Source organism: Kitasatospora azatica KCTC 9699, assembly GCF_000744785.1.
Classification (GTDB): domain Bacteria; phylum Actinomycetota; class Actinomycetes; order Streptomycetales; family Streptomycetaceae; genus Kitasatospora; species Kitasatospora azatica.
On the sequence record NZ_JQMO01000003.1, the window covers coordinates 3,264,928 to 3,280,275 of the forward strand.

The window sequence follows — 15,348 nt, forward strand, 5'->3', positions numbered from 1 at the left end:
CGGACTTCCCGGGGCCGCCGACTGGGGCTCGCCCCTGTGAATGGAGACAGCTGTGCGAACTGAGACGGGCAACCAGGAGCTCGCGGGCGTGAGCCGGGCGGAGCTGCTCGCGTTGCCGGCCGCGATCGACCTGGACACCGCCAACCGCGCCATCGGCCTTGGTCGCAGCAAGGGCTACGAGCTGGCGAGGCGGGACGCCTACCCGTGCCGTGTGCTTCGGCTCGGCAAGAAGTACAGGGTGATCACTGCGGACCTCCTGCGACTGCTGGGCATTGACGCCACGGCTGGCGGTGAGGCTGCGTGATCGCGGAGCTGCAGGTGGGCCCAGGGGTTTGTCTGCCGTGAGAGGACGACGACCGGAGCAGTGGATCTTCCACCAGGGCAGTCGTATCGTCGCGTCGCCCGCCCGTCGTACGGCGGCGCAACCCAGTCCAACCGCCTGCGAGTTGAGCCCGATCAGCTCGTTCCGCCTTGCAGGCCGGGAAAGCGACGGCCCTCGGTGCTACCAACACCGAGGGCCGGATGAAGTCCCCAGATCAGCGAATCAGTTCAACCGGTGGCAGCGCGACGGTCCAGGTCGCGTGCCCCAGCGAGGAGCCTCACCGTGAACTCTACTTCTCCGCAGCCCATACCGGGAGGCCCGGCGCAGGGCTGGCCGCCTGTCGCCGTCCCCGGTCAGCCTGGTCACTTCCGACCGGCGGTCGGTCAGAACGACGTACTGACCGACCGGACTGACCGGGAGCCCGGTGCGTTGGCCGGTCAGATCACCGCTGACCCGGTCAGTGCCCCGGCGGGACAGGTCAGTGACCCGGACATCTTCGGTGGGATGACCGGAAGTGGCGACCTGCCGGTCACTCCGTCATCGCAGGGAGCCGAGCTGCTCTGCGAACTCCGATCTGCCATAGCTCGCTTCGTGATCCTCCCGTCCGAGCAAGCTCTGGATGCCGTGACGCTGTGGGTTGCCGCCACCCATCTGCAGCCCGCTTGGCAGCATGCCCCGCGTCTTGCCGTGATCGGCCCGGCCAAGCGCTGCGGGAAGTCTCGGCTGCTCGACATCGTCACCGAGACCGTCCACGACCCGCTCATCACGGTCAACGCGTCCTCGGCGGCCATCTTTCGGTCGATCACCGACCAACCGCCGACCCTGCTTGTGGACGAGGCGGACACCATGTTCGGCACCGTCAAGGCGGCCGAGAAGAACGAGGACCTGCGTGGCCTGCTGAACGCCGGTCACCAGCGCAACCGACCTACCCTGCGGGTCGTCGGACCGGACCACAAGGTGGTCAAGTTCCCCACCTTCGCCATGGCGGCTCTGGCCGGGATCGGGGACCTCCCGGACACGATCATGGACCGGTCCGTGGTCATCCGGATGCGCCGCCGGGCGCCGGGCGAGCGCGTCTCCTCGTACCGCTCCGACCGGGACAACCCGGGCCTGCGCGAGCTGCGCGACGGCCTCCATGCCTGGCTGGTGCCGCTGATCGACGCGGCGACCGACATGGAGCCGCCCATGCCGGTCGACGACCGTGCCGCTGACACCTGGGAGCCCTTGGTGACGGTCGCGGACCTCGCCGGAGGTGAGTGGCCGGTGCGTGCCCGCGCGGCCTGTCGTGCCATGACCGCGTTCGAGTCCGGACAGGACGAAGACGGCGGCCTGAGGACGAGGATCCTGGTCGACATCCGCCGCGTCTTCGCCGCCGGTGGCAACCCGGACGCCCTGTCCACCGAGCACCTCCTGACCGCCCTGAAGGCCGACCATGAGGCGCCGTGGGCCGAGCACGGACCGACGGGGCTGAGCGCTCGTGGCCTGCAGCTCCTGCTCAAGGACTACGGCATCGGCTCGATGAACATCCGCTTCCCGGACGGCGTGCAGCTCAAGGGCTTCACCCGCAACGGTTTCCTCGACGCCTGGAGCCGCTACTGCCCCGAGCCCGCCGAGCCGCCGGTCACTGCCGGCAGCTGACTCGCTGCCAGTCGTACCACCCGTCCCCGCCCAGCTCAGGGCGGGGACGGGTTCGTTCTCCGCAACGGGTCCTGTCGTCCCGCGAGCGCCACCCGTACCGCTCTGACCAGGTCTGCAACGTGTGGGACGGCTGCAACGCGGTGGGTAGCGGACGAATCCTCAGTCGGTCTGCTCGACCGCATGGGCGACAGCGCCAACGGCGCGAAGAGCGCTGGCAGCTGTCCGCGCTGTGTCTTCGGGTTGGTCTTCGAGAACCGTCGCTGGAAGCTGGCCGATGAGGAGTTTGCCGTGCCACAGGCTGAGCCCGGTGAGCCGGCGGATCTCCTTCAGTACGTCCATGGTGCGGGTGCCGGGATCGGCCAGCACGACGCTGTACGGCACGTCGTCACAGACCAGCGTGATGTACCTGACCTCGCCGTCCATGCCTCTCCATCCGTCGGCCCTCTCAGAGCCTAGCCCCGCTACGTGGCAGGCAGAGGGGGCCGCACGCGGAGCAAGTTGTGGGGTAAGCGCTGCTTACCCCGAGCCCCGGCAAGCCGGAGCAAGTTGTGGGGTAAGGAGTCCTTACCCCAGGGTCCCGCTCGGACGGCGGCGGAGCAGCCGAGCCTGGCGGGCCGAGGGCGGCCGGACGTGCGAGCGGCTCGGAGCACGCGCCACTGCCTGTAGCTCACGCCCCTCGCCCGCCACCCCGTGCACCTGTGCGCTCTCCCAGCGCCGCCTTGCCCGTCGATACCGTACGCCGCTGTGGCTAGTAAGAAGAGAACGAACGGCCTTTGGCGCTACTGGGGGCTGATTGCTTTCGTCGTTGCTATGACCGGATGGTTGACCGCTGACTTCGGGCCCCTTGCGATCACAGCACTGTCGGCGCTGAGCCTCCTGTGGTTTCTCTTCCAAGCGCCAGTCCCGTGTGCTGCTCTGAACCGTGGCGAGGCTCAGACCTGCCGCAACAACGGCCGTGGCGTTCTTCGGGGTTGCCATATCAAGCAGCATCAGTGGCAGAAGCTGAAGGGGCTCGTCGTTCGGCGCCGATGGCGAGAGGTCTCGGCGGACCTCTTCCCCAACGCGACTACGAGCCTCGCGAGCCTGGGCGCGATCGTTGCTCTCCTGTCGTCAATCATCGGCGTGGTGAAGTCCCTTACTGGCAAGAGCTGATGTGTGCTGGAGACGAGTCGCACAGACCAGCCCCCACCAGCTGAGTGGGCAGAGCAAGTTGTCGCGTTGGATATCCCAACGGCTACTCGACAAGGTTCCCCCGGCCGGAGGGCCGGGGGTTGGTGATCTCGGAGAGCCGCCTTCGCAGCGGTTTCTCCAGGTCGAGGTTGTCGCCTCGGGTGGTGGTCTGCAGGAGTTCGGTGATGACCACGAGTTCGGCGAACGTCCCCGTGGGAGTGTCGAGGATGTGCCCGAGCCGCCGCCGGATCTCGGCTGCGGTGTCGGGCATCAGGAGGCTGTAGGAGTGCAGGAGCGCGGCGTCGTAGCCGGCGGGTGCGGTGCCCCAGCCTTCCCAGTCGAGGATCGTGAGGGTCGGGCCGGTGAGATTGGCCCAGTGCAGGTCTCCGTGCGCGGTCGTCCAGGCGGGCGCCTTGGTGTCGATCGCCATGCTGAGGTACTGCGGCATGGCGCGGTCCAGGTACTCCGGACGGACCGCCACTCGGTTGCTGGGGACTGCGGCGATCGCGTCGAGGGCGGTGCTGAGCGCGTCCCACCAGGCGTCGTCCAGGTCGGGGGCCTTCCGGAGGGTTGGCTCGTGGGTGGTGATGGTGGAAATGGTGATCTTGTCGTACAGCTCTGCCAGGTAGCCGTGCTCGCCCTCGGTCCAGGTACGCCGCTCCCGCAGGCGCGGCCTGGGTACCGCAGGAGGCATGAGCCGTTCTGCCTCCTGCGGTCCTTCCCAGAGCTTTCCGCCGGCCTTGTCGGCCGGGGCGGACACCAGGCGGAGCCAGCCCTCGCCGGACGCCGTGGCAACCGGGCGGCTGAGGGTACGCCCACGCCAGCCCCATGCTTCGCGCGAGCCGATCGGCGTCGCGTCGAGCGCTGTTGCGGCTGTGGCGTGCATCCCGCGCATCCGCTCGGCGATGTCCGGCTCAGGTTCCGAGTACATCAACGACCCTTCGCAGCACGTCCGGAGACAACGGCGGCCGGCCGACGGCATCGGCGGCCTGCGTCCAGTGTTCCGGATTCCCCGTCGACAGAAGCACGCGTTTCACTCCGGTGGTCGAGGCGACGACGGCGAGGGCAGCCTGCGCGGGCGTGCTGCCGGGGCTGATCAGGTCGGTCAGCTCATGGGTCACGATGCCGGGGATCTCACCACCGTGGAGCGGGGCGGAGGCGAACACCTCCAGTCCCGCGTCCAAGGCATCGACCAGCGGTCCGTGTCCGTCAAGGGCCTGGGCGACGGTGCTGAGGTGGACGAGGGAGACGGGGAGTTGGATTGCCCGCAGGTGGTGCTGCGGGCCGCCAGCCTTGGTTGCGAGTTCGAGCAGGGCAGGCACGTCGAAGAGCCCGCTGCTGAAACCGCGCCAGGTCGCTACGCCGTAGGAACTGATGACGCGCTCGCTGCACGCCTCCTCCAAGGCGAGGAACGCGGTGTAGAGCCGATCAGCGAACTCGTCTTCCTGGCAGTCGTGTTCCGGGTTGTGCAGGAACACCACGTCGGGGCTGCGGCCGAGCATGCGGCTGCTACGGGCGACCTGCCAGGCGATGTAGTCCGGCGTCAGGCAGTGGCCGCGCTTGGCTTGACCGGCGGACAGCGCACCAGCGCGCACGCCGATCCGCCTGGCACTGAGAGGGACGAAACCCACCTTCGTGGAGACGCGAAGATCCGGATACGCCGCCAGGACCAGGGCCAGTGCCGCCTCCGCCCGGCCACCCTCGTAGTTGGGCGCGGTGTCCACCCAGTCGGCACCCCGGGAAGCGGCCCTCACCGCGGCCTCGGCCACATCGAGACAGCGGTAGGTGCCGAGGCCCAGCCGGGCCGTCATTGTGCACCTCCGATCGCGGCGGCCTGGCCGTCGACCAGCTCGGTCACGACACCGGCCGCCTGGCCGAGAGTGATGCCTGCGGCCTGGGCGAGATCGGCCAGCCGGTGAGGTTCCCCGTCGGCGAGGAGCGCGAGCATCGGCTCGGCCTTGGCGGCAAACGCCCACTCCTCACCTCCGGCGGTAAACCGGACGGTGCCGTCGGGCATGGCCGCGAGCGCGGGCCGCGTGGTGACCAGGCGTACCTGCAGGTCGGCATCCGGTGGGGCCGCCGTGATGTGGGGCAGCGACGGTGCGAGCCGGGCTCGCTCGGTGGCGTCGTGGGCGAAGGAGAAGCGGGCGATCAGGTCGTCGCTCTCCAGCTCGGTCGCGATGAGCTTGCCGATCGTGTCGAGGAAGGCTCGCTGCTCCTCGGTGGTCCCAAAGCGCGGGATGTCCTCTCGAACGGCCTCGTGGGCACGCAGCATCTCCGACAGCCAGGTGATCAGGTCGGCGCCCGTCGTGCTCTGCAGCCCGCACGTGACATGCAGCGAGTGCTCGCCCTCGGAGGCGGCGACGGCGTGCCACCAGCCCCGCGGCAGATAGAGCACATCGCCGGCGGTGAGGACCAGATCGGCGACGGGCTCCTCGGGCGGTGGCTCGGGCGTCTCGATGTCGCGGTGCATCGGCAACGCGCGGGTGGGGCCGTAGATGCGCCAGCGCTTCGCGCCGTCGAGCTGGATGACGACCACGTCATGATCGTCCCAGTGGACGCCGAAGCCCTCGGTGCCGGTCCAGGAGGCGTACAGGTTGACCTGTACGCCGGTTCGCAGCCAGCGCTCCAGCTGGCCGGCCAGAGCGCCGATTCCGGCGTGGAGTTCGTCGACGGCGTCCAGGACCAGCGTGGCACCCTCGGCGAGACGCTGGTGCAACTCCGACGGCTGGAGCTGGTGCCAGACGGTGCTCCGCCGGGTGGTGATCGGCCGGGAGTAGGTGTGCGCGGGCACCTGCTCCCCGGTGGCGGCGAGGCGGAAGCGAGGGGGTTCGAACCGGTGGTGGGTCAGGATGGCGTTGAGGTCATCCCAGCTCATCAGCCCGGCGAGTGACGCGGCTTCGCCGCGTGCGACCTTGAAGCTGCGGCCGAGCGTCTGGGCGAGGAAGTCATCCCCGCCCAGACGCTCAACCACCGAGAAGTGCTCGGCGGTCATTGTGATGCAGCCGTCAGTCGTTGGTGTCGGTTCGGCCGGTGGAGCCGCCGTCCGACGGCTGCTCGCCACGCGAGCGGGCCGCGGCGACCTTCGTACGGGCGACCAGCAGGCCGTCGCCCTCCAGCTCGGTGGTGGTCGTCAGGTTCTCGGGCATGAAGCACTCCTTCGGTTTCATGGGGCGGGCCGACTGCCCGGCCCCGTCGTGGGTGCAGATCCGTTGCCAGGGCCAGCCGTTGGCAAGGAACCTCAGGTGGTTCTGCCGCGTGGCTGTTGACCAGCGCGGCCACCTGCATCCCCCAAGCCCGTGTCGGGGCAGGAGGAAGTCTTGTCAGACACTGGTCGGGACGACGTCCCGTGCTTTCGGGACCGTGGCCCTCACCAACGCGGTGAGCCGCTCGTCGCCCGAGACGGCGGCGGTGGTGCCGACCTCGAACCAGATCCGCTTGCCGGCAGGGTCCGGCTCGGCGCCCCAATTCGTCGCGAGCGCTGCCACCAGGAACAGCCCTCGCCCGTCGGTGGCGTCAAGATCGATCCCGCCGGCAGCCGGCAGTTCCTGGCCGACGTCCGTCACCTCGACGCGCAGCCGGTCACCGTCCCAGGACACGCAGACGACGCACGGGGCGTGGGTGTGGGATACGGCGTTGGTGATCAGCTCGCTGGACAGCAACTCGACATCGCGGAGCGCGTCCTCCGCGAGCGGCAGGCCCCAATCGCGCACGGCCCGTATCACCTGCCGCCGGGCGTCCGGCACGGCCTCGGCACTGGGCAGCACGCGAAAGCCGAACGGGGCGGGGGTGATGGCTTGGCGGGTGGCGACGGACATGAGCGCGGACCTTTCACCGGGACGAGGTCGGCAGCGGGCCGATTCGCGCCGGGATTCACCCGGCAGGTATCTACAGAACCGCCTCCAACGCGGGTGAACCAGAGCAGAATTGAGGCGGCAACGAGGCATCCGTGCTGCAAACCCGGGCATGACCTGGCCTGTTACGACTGCAGACGAACTGACGTACCTCTGGAGGACGCGGAATGGCATCCAGGAGGTCCCGGCTGATCCAGCGCAGGGAGGCGGTTGGCCACACCCAGGAATCCCTGGCTGAAGCCCTCGACGTGGACCGCACGACCGTTGGGCGGTGGGAGAGCGGCAGGGGAGCCCCGCAGCCCTGGATGCGGCCGAAGCTCGCCCGCGCCCTGGAACTCTCGGTCGACCAGTTGGCCGACCTGCTGGCAGCGCCCTCTGCAGCCGCCGAAGCAGTCCCACCGCCCAGCAGCGTCGGCGACGCCTCGTCTCCTGTGCCTGCCCTGCGCACGGACCACGGCAACGATCTCGTAGTGGCCGTGGCAGCCGACTCGGCAGAGTCCGCGCTCTTCCTTCGCTTCGCGAGCGCGTCCAATGTGGACAACACGCTGCTTGAACAGATCGACGCGGACATTGCGAGGCTGGCAGCGGACTACGTGAGCAAGCCGGTGTCCGAGCTCTTCCACGACATCGGAACCCTCCGGCGAGGAGTGTTCGACTTACTCCGAGGCCGCCAACACCCTTACCAGACAGCCCATCTATACCTGCAGGCCGGACGCCTCTGTGGCCTGGCCACCCATGTCGCCCTCGACCTCGGCCAGTACACAGCTGCGGCTACGCATTCGCGAACGGCCTGGCGCTGCGCGGAGTCAGCCGGCCACAACGGTCTCCGGGCCTGGATCCGATCAGTCCAGTCTCTGATCGCCTACTGGCAGCAGGACCACCGCCAGGCTGCCGAACTGGCCAGAGCGGGACTGCCGTACGCGGACAGCGGGACGATCGCAGTCCGCCTGCTCAGCCTCGAAGCACGGGCCACTGCCGCGCTCGGCGACAGCGCGAGCGCGCTACGGGCCGTAGAAGCTGCCGCGGCGGCGCGGAGCGCCGTAGCCGCCGTGGATCTTCCCGGCGTATTCACGTTTCCGGAGGCCAAGCAGTGGACCTACGCCGGCACCGCTCTCCTTACCCTGGGCAGCCAACGTCACGTGAACCGCGCCATTGAGGCGTCCTCCCGGGCCATCAGCCTGTACGAGTCCGCACCGCAGCAGGAACAGTCCTCCGGCGACCTGTTGGCCGCCCGCCTTGACCTCGCCAACGCCCACCTCGCCCACGGTGACCTCGACGGCGTGCAGGAGAAGCTCTCGGTGGTGCTGGACGCCGCACCGGACCGGCGAACAGCGAGCATCTCCAGCCGCCTTCGGGCGCTGAGCACTCGTCTCGCCTTGCCCGCCTACGCAGGCTCCCCAATCGTCCTGAGTCTCCGTGAGAATGTCAGAGAAGCCTGCTCTCGACCCGCACTCACGAATCCCCCGGAGCTGCCACAGTGACGAGCAACACCGCACAGCAGGACGCCGCTGTCGCCGACAAGTCCATCCTCGCGAACAGCGCCTACGCCGACGGACGCCACCTGACCGCCCGCCAGTCGATCTACCGGTGGCAGCAGCCGCAGTACGACGTGCCCGGGATCGTCGTCGAAGAGCTGGCCTGCACAAGTGGGATCGTCCTCGACGTCGGCTGCGGCAACGGCAAGTTCGTCAACCGTCTGTACAAGGACCGGCCGGACCTTCAGATCGTCGGGGTGGACATCTCGGCGGGCATCCTCGCCGATGTCCCGAAGCCGGTCCTGGTGGCCGACGCCCAGGCCCTGCCCTTCGCCAACGACAGCGCGGACGCCGTACTGGCCCTGCACATGCTGTACCACGTCAGCGACATCGAGGCCACGATCAAAGAGCTGGCCCGCGTGCTCCGGCCTGGCGGCGTGCTCATTGCCTCGACCAACAGCGACACCGACAAGCGTGAGCTGGACCAGCTCTGGGCCAAGGCTGCAGGAGACGTCCTCGGGATCCCCAAGGGGCCAGCACGGGTCTCCCTTAGCTCTCGCTTCTCCCTGGAGAAGGCCCCCGGCTACCTCGGAACGGCATTCAAGGACATCCGAGTCCGGAAGCTGGCCGGCACCATCGAGCTCACCGACCCCACGCCAATCGTTGCCCACTTGGCCTCCTACGAGGCGTGGGCCGACCAATGCGGCGTCCCCTTCGCGGAGACCGTGGATCGGGCAAGGGAAAATGTTATCTCGGCCATCAACACCGATGGATCGATTCAAATCGCATGCCTCGGCGGCGTCCTGGTTTGTCGAGTATAGAATTGCAGGCGCAGCTAAATTCGTCACTTCGAATCGATCAGCGATGCGGCCCTCACCCGGAGATTTGCGCCCCCAGGGTGTGCCTTGCGACGGCTCGTAACTAGCAGCACTCGACACTCGGCAGCCTACATTTCATTCGAAGGCAAATTCGATCGAGGAGAAGGTTTTTGAGCCTTACTGTTGAGCGTGCACTTGAGATCCTCGAAATCCCATTCGGTCCCCTTGTGGATGATGGTGACTGGATTTCTCTTGCTAGGCCAATTGTGACAAGGGACGACAAGCTGCTGGATCGATTCCCTAGGGGAGAAGTGGTAAGTGCTGTCGATAAGGCAAATGCGGCATCCTCTAGCGATGGAATATTTCTTTCGTGGGGAAATAAGTGCGAGGTGATGGTTTCGGAGCATGGAAGCCAGAGCTCTTATGCTAGTGGTATCTGGCGCGACGGATTGGCGCTAGAGTCGGGTGGTGAGAATCCCCAGAAGTATTCACTTGGGGCGCCTTCGCTTTCTTACTTCCTGCACTTCATGAATGAGCTTCCGAGTGCGGAGGCGCCGCTGAGGAGACACCCCGTCTCTATGGCGATTCGAGACCGGGCTCGCATGAGGATGCGGCACAATCCGGGTGCAGCTCGACTCTCGGGAGACGCGTGGCCTCCTGCTGGGCTGGCGCAGGCCAGTGCAGAGGAGGCTGCACAGAAGGCATTCCCGGGATTGACGCTAAGGATTGAATCGCCTCGGAGTAGGAACGATTTTGAGGCGCTCGCAAATTCCTTCCTGTTCAATCTGGCTTACAATCATGATTACTCTTTCCTTGTGGCCTCCAGCGTGGACGGGATTGCGCGAGGCAGCAGGATCGCCCGAGTTCGAAGGGCATCAGAGGACCAGATTGACGCCCCCAGGATGACATATCAGCCGGACCTGGTGCATCACTATCAGCTGGGAGCTTCTGCAGAAAGTCCCAGCTTGGCATATCTGTCCTTCTATCACATTGCGGAGCACTTCTACGAGAAGGTGTATTCTGAAGATCTTGTTGATCAGGTGCGCGCAAAGATTGCCGACCCATCATTCTCTCTAAAGAGATCGGGTGATGTCCAGGCTGTAATCAAGGTCATCTCGAATTCGCAAAAGAAAGTTCGAGATGAGGGGGGAATTGATGAGCAGAAATCGCTTCAGCTCGTCCTGAGGAAATATGTCGACCTGGCGCGCCTTTCGGCTGATCTGGATAGCTATGCGGCGGGCCTTGTTGCTCACTATAAGGCAGATCAAGTCTCATTTGCGGATGCCAATGTCACTGATCTGAGGGGTGAGCGTTCAGACGAAGTATTCTCATCCCTTGCGAAGCGTATATATCGGACAAGAAATGCTCTCGTTCATGCAAAGGATGGAGCTCGGCCCAAGTATCGCCCATTTACGAACGATGCGGAGCTTTCTGGTGAAGTTCCGCTGATGAGATTTTGTGCGGAGCAGATCATCATTGCTACTGGCCGCGTGATTTAACAGCTGTATCGATAGGGCGGAGCCTTTGTATCGGGGGTGGCGGACGTTTGGGCTTTGCTCGCGGCGCAAGCTCGAACGGATTTCAGGTGAGCTCCACCGCTGGGCGTCGCGTTGGGCCTCGGACCAAGCTGCGAGGCGCTTGTACGCAGCTTGCGTGCCGTGCCGTAAACACGCCACGGCGGGTTGCTTCGGCGTGTACCGCAACTATCAAGCGTGAGCGATGCGTGAGCGGACGCGGTGGCAGGAGCCGTTCCGGGATGGATCACGAAACCGGCCGCGTGGCGCTGACCTGAGGGTTCAGCGCCACGCGGCATCAGGCGTCACTCCCCGTCATGATCCGGGTTCGTCTTGTAAAGCGGGGGTCGTCGGTTCGAACCCGACAGGGGGCTCCAAAAAGGACAAAATTTCAGGGCATATCGGACGTTGGCCTGGGTATGAGACAGCGACTGAAAAGCGGTGCTCATACTCCGCGAAGGCTGCGGATCTGTGTGGGACAGCAGGTCGGCGGCCTTCTTCTATCTCCGCGCTGTATGCCCGGCGGTTCCGCGTCCGAGGCGTGGTTCACCCGCTTGGGTTAACGGCAGTTTCCTGGTCGGCGGCGTTCTTGAGTCGCCCCTGGGGAGCCCCGGCACACATTTGGCACACATCGGATTTCGATCACCGTGTCAGTGGGCGGTGCCAGGAGCGCGGCGCTAACGCGAGCAGCATGAGCGGCAGGGGCGTGCGGCTCTCCTTGCTTCCTGTGCTAATGGATCATTGCGAGGAATCGACCGGGTACCCGCGGTCGCGGGAGCGGTCTATCGGCGCAACCATAAGGCGTGCGTGCAAGCCCGCGCCGCCGGAAGTGATGTCCACGTAGAAGGTCAACTTGACCTGCTGGGCTGGGTGGCGGGCCGTTAGGGTCGCTGCGGACTATGTAGGTAGCTACTGAGTCGGGGTCTCACTAGAGCTTCTCGCTGCATGCACCAGGCGCAACCCGTCCTGAGTCGGCGCTGACACCAGGGCCCTGCACTCCCTGCCCAGCCCGCCGCCGCTCCGCAGCCGGCGAGCCGCACTTGGAGAGGCTGCGATGAATGACCGTTATTCCGCTGGAGCCGAGATCCGGACGGGTGTGGCAGCCCACGAGCCATTGCCAGGCGATGTAGAGGTCTCTCACGTCGCCGAGACGATGGAAGCCGCCATCTCCGCAGGCGGGGCAACGTACCTGGGCGACAGCATCCATGACTTCGCCCGTTTTCGATCGAGCTGGTGGATGAGGGACTGCGACGTATGGTTCCGGGTGACGCGACCTGACCTAGCAGTCGGCCTCGACCTGATGGCGGAGAACATCCGGGTGGCACCTGTAGTAGCCGTGCTTTCGTTGGCGCCAGCCCCCACCAGCTCCTCGTGATCGCGGAAGCACGCAAGTCCTCCACGAGGCCTGATAGTCGGCTCTGATGCCCGGTTTCCCAGGTTGAACTCGCACTGCTGGCGGTCAGGGCAGGGCGATGATCAGCTCGGTCGCGGCCAGGCAGCCGTCGATGAGTTGGGGCTGGTATGCCGGGGGCCTTGCCGGGTTGTCGGCGACGGCTGTTTTCACCCGTTGCCGACACGGGTCCCGCTATCACCGGGCATGCCGTAGTCGAGCACGGGCCCGGGTCCCCGCTTCGCTGCGGACGAAGGCGCCGCGGATCAGGCGGCCAACGTGCGCAACATGCATGACCACCTGGATGATGCAGGGGCCAACCGGGAAGGGGAGGTCGGTACGGGATCACCGGGGACCGCCTGACGATCGCGCAGAGCGAGGTGGTGCTGGACGCGACGGGCCGCGACCAGTCGGTTCCTCGCACAAGCGGGAGTCCGGGAAGATCCAGACCGGTGGGGGAACGCTCGTCCCCGCTGGCGACTCGGGGCGGGATCGACGCATGAAGCCTGCCCGAGGCAGGCGCGGCCTCGGGCAGGCTTCATGGCAGTTCTTACGTCTCAGCTGCCGTTGGTCCAGAACTGGTTGAGTCGCTCGATCGCCTGGGACTTGTCCATCTCGGCGACTTGATCCTCGGTGAGTCCTACTTGATTAAGCAGCATGTAGACGAGCTGTGCGGGCAGTGCTTCGCGTGGCGGTTCGGGTGTACCGCGGTCGGGAAGCTTGGCATCCAGAACACAGGCCCAGAACTCGCCCTCTGTGACATCCAGCTGGTCCCGGAGAATGTGTGCCCACACGCTTGAGCCGTACCCGGTGCGGTCCACTGGGTGCGACACCCTGGTGCGCAGGATGCGTCCGTCAGGGATGGCGAGCTCGTAAGTGATGTGATGGGTGCCGGTGCGGCCTCGTGCGTCGCGTACGCGTTCCCATTCCTCGGCCTTACAGAACTGTTCGTGCCGGTCGCGTGTCGGCTCAGGCCAGGTCACCTAGTGGCCCCGACAACCCACTGTCGCAGTTGTGTGTCGTCGCTGAGGGAAATCAGCTGGACCAGCCCCCAGTTCTCCCGGTGGTTTGGGGCGTTCAAGAGCCGTTCTTGCCAGTCCTCGGCGTACTCACGCAGCGCGTCGATCAGTTCATCGATGGCTTCGTCGAAGGTGGCGCCGTCGGCTGCGATCGGAAGCCCTGGGAAGAACGCCGACCAGCCGCCACCCTCGCGAACGACCTCTGCCTTGGACGTGCACAGCAGTGCGAGAGCATGGCGAAGTCGCCCGGCGTCGACCACTGCCGCATACCCCGCGTCTCGGCGAACCGTCGCGACGCGCCCCTGCTCGGCGGCATCCAGGATGTCCTTGAAGTGGTTTCGGGCTTCGGTGTAGCTCTCGTAGTGGACTGCCGTCATCAGACGTCCTCCTTCCTGGTGGCACTAGCATCGCCGAGTCATCCAAGTACGTCAAGTACGTGACGTACTTGGATCCATTTGCTACCTGCGGCGAACAATGAAATGCCTGGTCAGCCGCCCTGGGCCCTTGAAGCAGCGAAGTACATCGGGAGCCAAGCCGCCCACCGGCCAGGTCCGGATCTCTCGACTCCGGTCGGTCCAGCCGGCCACGGAGACCGTCGTACCAGCAGGCGACCGGTGCAGCTGCATGTGTCGAGCGAGGGTCGGGGCGGCGTCGAACGAGCATGCATTTCACTGGTCCCAGGGGTGCCCCGAGGGAACAATTGCCCCTGTGGCTCAGGAATCACAGCTCGACGCTATCGCTCAGGGTCTTCTGCAGGCTGTCTATGGCCTGATGGCGGATCGCCAGGACTGGCCCACGTTCACAGCGGTGGATCTGTACGCCGACCGGGAACTGGGGATTGAGGACTCGCAGGCCGCACTGCTGGCCGTTCCAGCGCGCTACTTGTTCCGTCCTTGGTCGGCCCATGGCTTCTCCAACAATGATCCCGTTCCGTGCTGCGAGCAATCAGCGGCTGTCGACGACCCGTGGTCGTGGCAGCTTGGCATTGACCGGCCGCGTCTACGCCCGTATCGCCGTGTGGTGCATGGGGTGGATGAGCTCTTGTAGTACGCAGAGGGCGTCGAGCTCGACCGCAGGCTGGCTGGTTCCATGCTCCGACTGGGCCAGCTCGTAGAACCTCAGAGCTCAGCCGATGAGCAACCCGAGGTGGGGCAGGGCAGGGAGCCTACAGCGGCGCGGGGCCAGGGCCTGGACGTCTTCCTCTCACTCTTGCGCGAGGAGATCGTGGACTCCTGTGAGGCCCCGCTGCCCGGCTGTGCGGGGATACCAGTACCACCAGGGAGAACTGACGCTCTGGGTTGAGCGGGCTGGAGGCCAGGTCCAGGTGTGGCTGGACGATAACGTGCCCCTTCGTATCCGCAGCTCCCTGTCGGGGACCCTCGTGGTTGATGTCTCTGAAGTCAGCCCCGGCGAGCATCGGGTCCACCTTGTCGACGGAACGCGCCATGGACCAGCCCACACCGTGTGGCTGGTCGTCGATCCGCTGCGCCCGACGTGGTATCGAGTGGTTGAGGTGGACGTCCCTCTGTTCGGCGACCCGCTCGGCAGCGCGATCCCCACCGGCAGCACCGCCCAGTGGCCGGGCAGCAACGGGCAGGTCCAGTACTCCGAGGGCCTGAACATCGGCTCCCGGTGGGACGACGCGACCAACACCACGCCGCTGTTCCCGTTCGGATTCGGCTTCTCCTACACCTCCTTCGACTACAGCAACCTCCAGGTCGGCGCGGTCTCGGGGGCACCGCGACGGTCACCGCCACCGCCACCGCCACCACCACCGCCACCAACACCGGCAGCCGGGCCGGTACCGACGTCGCCCAGCTCTACCTCGCCGACCCGGCCGGCGCCGGCGGACCCCCGCACCAGCTCAAGGGGTTCCAGCGCGTCACCTCGCCCCGGGAGCCCGGGCGACGGTCAGCTTCACCGTCACCGCCCACGACCTGGCGTCCTGGGACACCGGCAGTGGCCACTGGATCGCCGGCGCCGGCAACTACCAGGTCCTGCTCGGCGACTCCTCGCGCAACCTGCCCCTGTCCGCCAACCTGAGCCTCGGTGCACCGATCACCGCCGACCCGCTGCCGTAGCACGTGAGCGAGCAGCGGCGGGGCGGCCCACCACCGCCCCGCCGCCGCTCGGCGCCGCTCGGCGCTG

At 66.4% G+C, this 15,348-nt stretch carries 15 protein-coding genes and 1 pseudogene; 8 read left to right on the plus strand and 8 right to left on the minus strand.

What is annotated here, in order from left to right; all coding sequences use genetic code 11:
- Nucleotides 1-52: 52 nt before the first annotated feature.
- Nucleotides 53-304 carry a hypothetical protein gene (locus tag BR98_RS25180; protein WP_035847744.1) on the plus strand — a complete coding sequence of 84 codons (252 nt, stop codon included), beginning with the start codon at nt 53-55 and terminating at the stop codon, nt 302-304.
- Nucleotides 305-826: 522 nt separating this feature from the next.
- Entirely contained in the window at nt 827-1,960 is a 1,134-nt protein-coding gene (locus tag BR98_RS25185) for a DUF3631 domain-containing protein (protein WP_051971168.1), read from the plus strand.
- A 159-nt stretch (nt 1,961-2,119) separates the two neighbouring features.
- On the opposite strand, the gene BR98_RS25190 is transcribed toward BR98_RS25185, so the two are convergent.
- On the minus strand, nt 2,120-2,383 hold the full coding sequence (locus tag BR98_RS25190) for a ribosomal protein L7/L12 (protein WP_035847746.1): 264 nt from the start codon (nt 2,381-2,383) through the stop codon (nt 2,120-2,122).
- A 321-nt stretch (nt 2,384-2,704) separates the two neighbouring features.
- Here BR98_RS25190 and BR98_RS39655 point away from each other — a divergent pair, with 321 nt between their 5' ends.
- The gene (locus BR98_RS39655) at nt 2,705-3,112 is read left to right on the plus strand and encodes a hypothetical protein (RefSeq protein ID WP_232247536.1); all 408 of its coding nucleotides are present in this window, start codon (nt 2,705-2,707) and stop codon (nt 3,110-3,112) included.
- An 82-nt stretch (nt 3,113-3,194) separates the two neighbouring features.
- Here BR98_RS39655 and BR98_RS25195 read toward each other — a convergent pair whose 3' ends face one another.
- The 5 genes from BR98_RS25195 to BR98_RS25210 all read right to left on the minus strand — a co-directional run bounded on the left by BR98_RS25195 (nt 3,195) and on the right by BR98_RS25210 (nt 6,948).
- Nucleotides 3,195-4,061 carry a hypothetical protein gene (locus BR98_RS25195; RefSeq protein ID WP_051970200.1) on the minus strand — a complete coding sequence of 289 codons (867 nt, stop codon included), beginning with the start codon at nt 4,059-4,061 and terminating at the stop codon, nt 3,195-3,197.
- Entirely contained in the window at nt 4,045-4,941 is an 897-nt protein-coding gene (locus BR98_RS25200; protein ID WP_035847748.1) for an aldo/keto reductase, read from the minus strand. Before BR98_RS25200 ends, BR98_RS25195 begins: the two co-directional genes overlap by 17 nt.
- Entirely contained in the window at nt 4,938-6,125 is a 1,188-nt protein-coding gene (locus tag BR98_RS25205; protein ID WP_035847751.1) for a cupin domain-containing protein, read from the minus strand. Before BR98_RS25205 ends, BR98_RS25200 begins: the two co-directional genes overlap by 4 nt.
- Nucleotides 6,126-6,138: 13 nt before the next feature.
- Complete coding sequence (locus BR98_RS40515; RefSeq protein WP_198042279.1) at nt 6,139-6,279, minus strand: hypothetical protein; 141 nt, start codon at nt 6,277-6,279, stop codon at nt 6,139-6,141.
- A gap of 174 nt (nt 6,280-6,453) precedes the next feature.
- Nucleotides 6,454-6,948 carry an ATP-binding protein gene (locus tag BR98_RS25210; protein WP_051970201.1) on the minus strand — a complete coding sequence of 165 codons (495 nt, stop codon included), beginning with the start codon at nt 6,946-6,948 and terminating at the stop codon, nt 6,454-6,456.
- Nucleotides 6,949-7,151: 203 nt separating this feature from the next.
- Between BR98_RS25210 and BR98_RS25215 the strand changes: the two genes are divergently transcribed.
- The 3 genes from BR98_RS25215 to BR98_RS39660 all read left to right on the plus strand — a co-directional run bounded on the left by BR98_RS25215 (nt 7,152) and on the right by BR98_RS39660 (nt 10,776).
- Nucleotides 7,152-8,465 carry a helix-turn-helix transcriptional regulator gene (locus BR98_RS25215; RefSeq protein WP_051970202.1) on the plus strand — a complete coding sequence of 438 codons (1,314 nt, stop codon included), beginning with the start codon at nt 7,152-7,154 and terminating at the stop codon, nt 8,463-8,465.
- A complete protein-coding gene (locus BR98_RS25220; protein ID WP_035847753.1) occupies nt 8,462-9,280 on the plus strand; it encodes a class I SAM-dependent methyltransferase in 819 nt (272 codons plus the stop codon). Before BR98_RS25215 ends, BR98_RS25220 begins: the two co-directional genes overlap by 4 nt.
- A 167-nt stretch (nt 9,281-9,447) precedes the next feature.
- Nucleotides 9,448-10,776 carry a hypothetical protein gene (locus BR98_RS39660; protein ID WP_157537930.1) on the plus strand — a complete coding sequence of 443 codons (1,329 nt, stop codon included), beginning with the start codon at nt 9,448-9,450 and terminating at the stop codon, nt 10,774-10,776.
- Nucleotides 10,777-12,738: 1,962 nt separating this feature from the next.
- Here BR98_RS39660 and BR98_RS25225 read toward each other — a convergent pair.
- Nucleotides 12,739-13,164: a cytotoxic translational repressor of toxin-antitoxin stability system gene (locus BR98_RS25225; RefSeq protein ID WP_035847755.1), complete on the minus strand. Its 426-nt coding sequence runs from the start codon at nt 13,162-13,164 to the stop codon at nt 12,739-12,741.
- Complete coding sequence (locus tag BR98_RS25230) at nt 13,161-13,577, minus strand: prevent-host-death protein (RefSeq protein ID WP_035847757.1); 417 nt, start codon at nt 13,575-13,577, stop codon at nt 13,161-13,163. Before BR98_RS25230 ends, BR98_RS25225 begins: the two co-directional genes overlap by 4 nt.
- Before the next feature lie 331 nt (nt 13,578-13,908).
- Between BR98_RS25230 and BR98_RS25235 the strand changes: the two genes are divergently transcribed.
- On the plus strand, nt 13,909-14,247 hold the full coding sequence (locus BR98_RS25235) for a hypothetical protein (protein ID WP_035847759.1): 339 nt from the start codon (nt 13,909-13,911) through the stop codon (nt 14,245-14,247).
- Between the two features lie 585 nt (nt 14,248-14,832).
- Nucleotides 14,833-15,281 (plus strand): annotated as a pseudogene (locus BR98_RS42625) (fibronectin type III-like domain-contianing protein).
- The last annotated feature ends 67 nt before the right edge of the window (nt 15,282-15,348 follow it).

What these genes read in the sequence shown, in the direction of transcription:
- BR98_RS25200 (WP_035847748.1), bottom strand. Translation starts at nt 4,941, where the DNA reads ATGACGGCCCGGCTGGGCCTCGGCACCTACCGCTGTCTCGATGTGGCC.
- BR98_RS25205 (WP_035847751.1), bottom strand. Translation starts at nt 6,125, where the DNA reads ATGACCGCCGAGCACTTCTCGGTGGTTGAGCGTCTGGGCGGGGATGAC.
- BR98_RS25190 (WP_035847746.1), bottom strand. Translation starts at nt 2,383, where the DNA reads ATGGACGGCGAGGTCAGGTACATCACGCTGGTCTGTGACGACGTGCCG.
- BR98_RS25215 (WP_051970202.1), top strand. Translation starts at nt 7,152, where the DNA reads ATGGCATCCAGGAGGTCCCGGCTGATCCAGCGCAGGGAGGCGGTTGGC.
- BR98_RS40515 (WP_198042279.1), bottom strand. Translation starts at nt 6,279, where the DNA reads ATGCCCGAGAACCTGACGACCACCACCGAGCTGGAGGGCGACGGCCTG.
- BR98_RS25210 (WP_051970201.1), bottom strand. Translation starts at nt 6,948, where the DNA reads ATGTCCGTCGCCACCCGCCAAGCCATCACCCCCGCCCCGTTCGGCTTT.
- BR98_RS25195 (WP_051970200.1), bottom strand. Translation starts at nt 4,061, where the DNA reads ATGTACTCGGAACCTGAGCCGGACATCGCCGAGCGGATGCGCGGGATG.
- BR98_RS25230 (WP_035847757.1), bottom strand. Translation starts at nt 13,577, where the DNA reads ATGACGGCAGTCCACTACGAGAGCTACACCGAAGCCCGAAACCACTTC.
- BR98_RS25185 (WP_051971168.1), top strand. Translation starts at nt 827, where the DNA reads ATGACCGGAAGTGGCGACCTGCCGGTCACTCCGTCATCGCAGGGAGCC.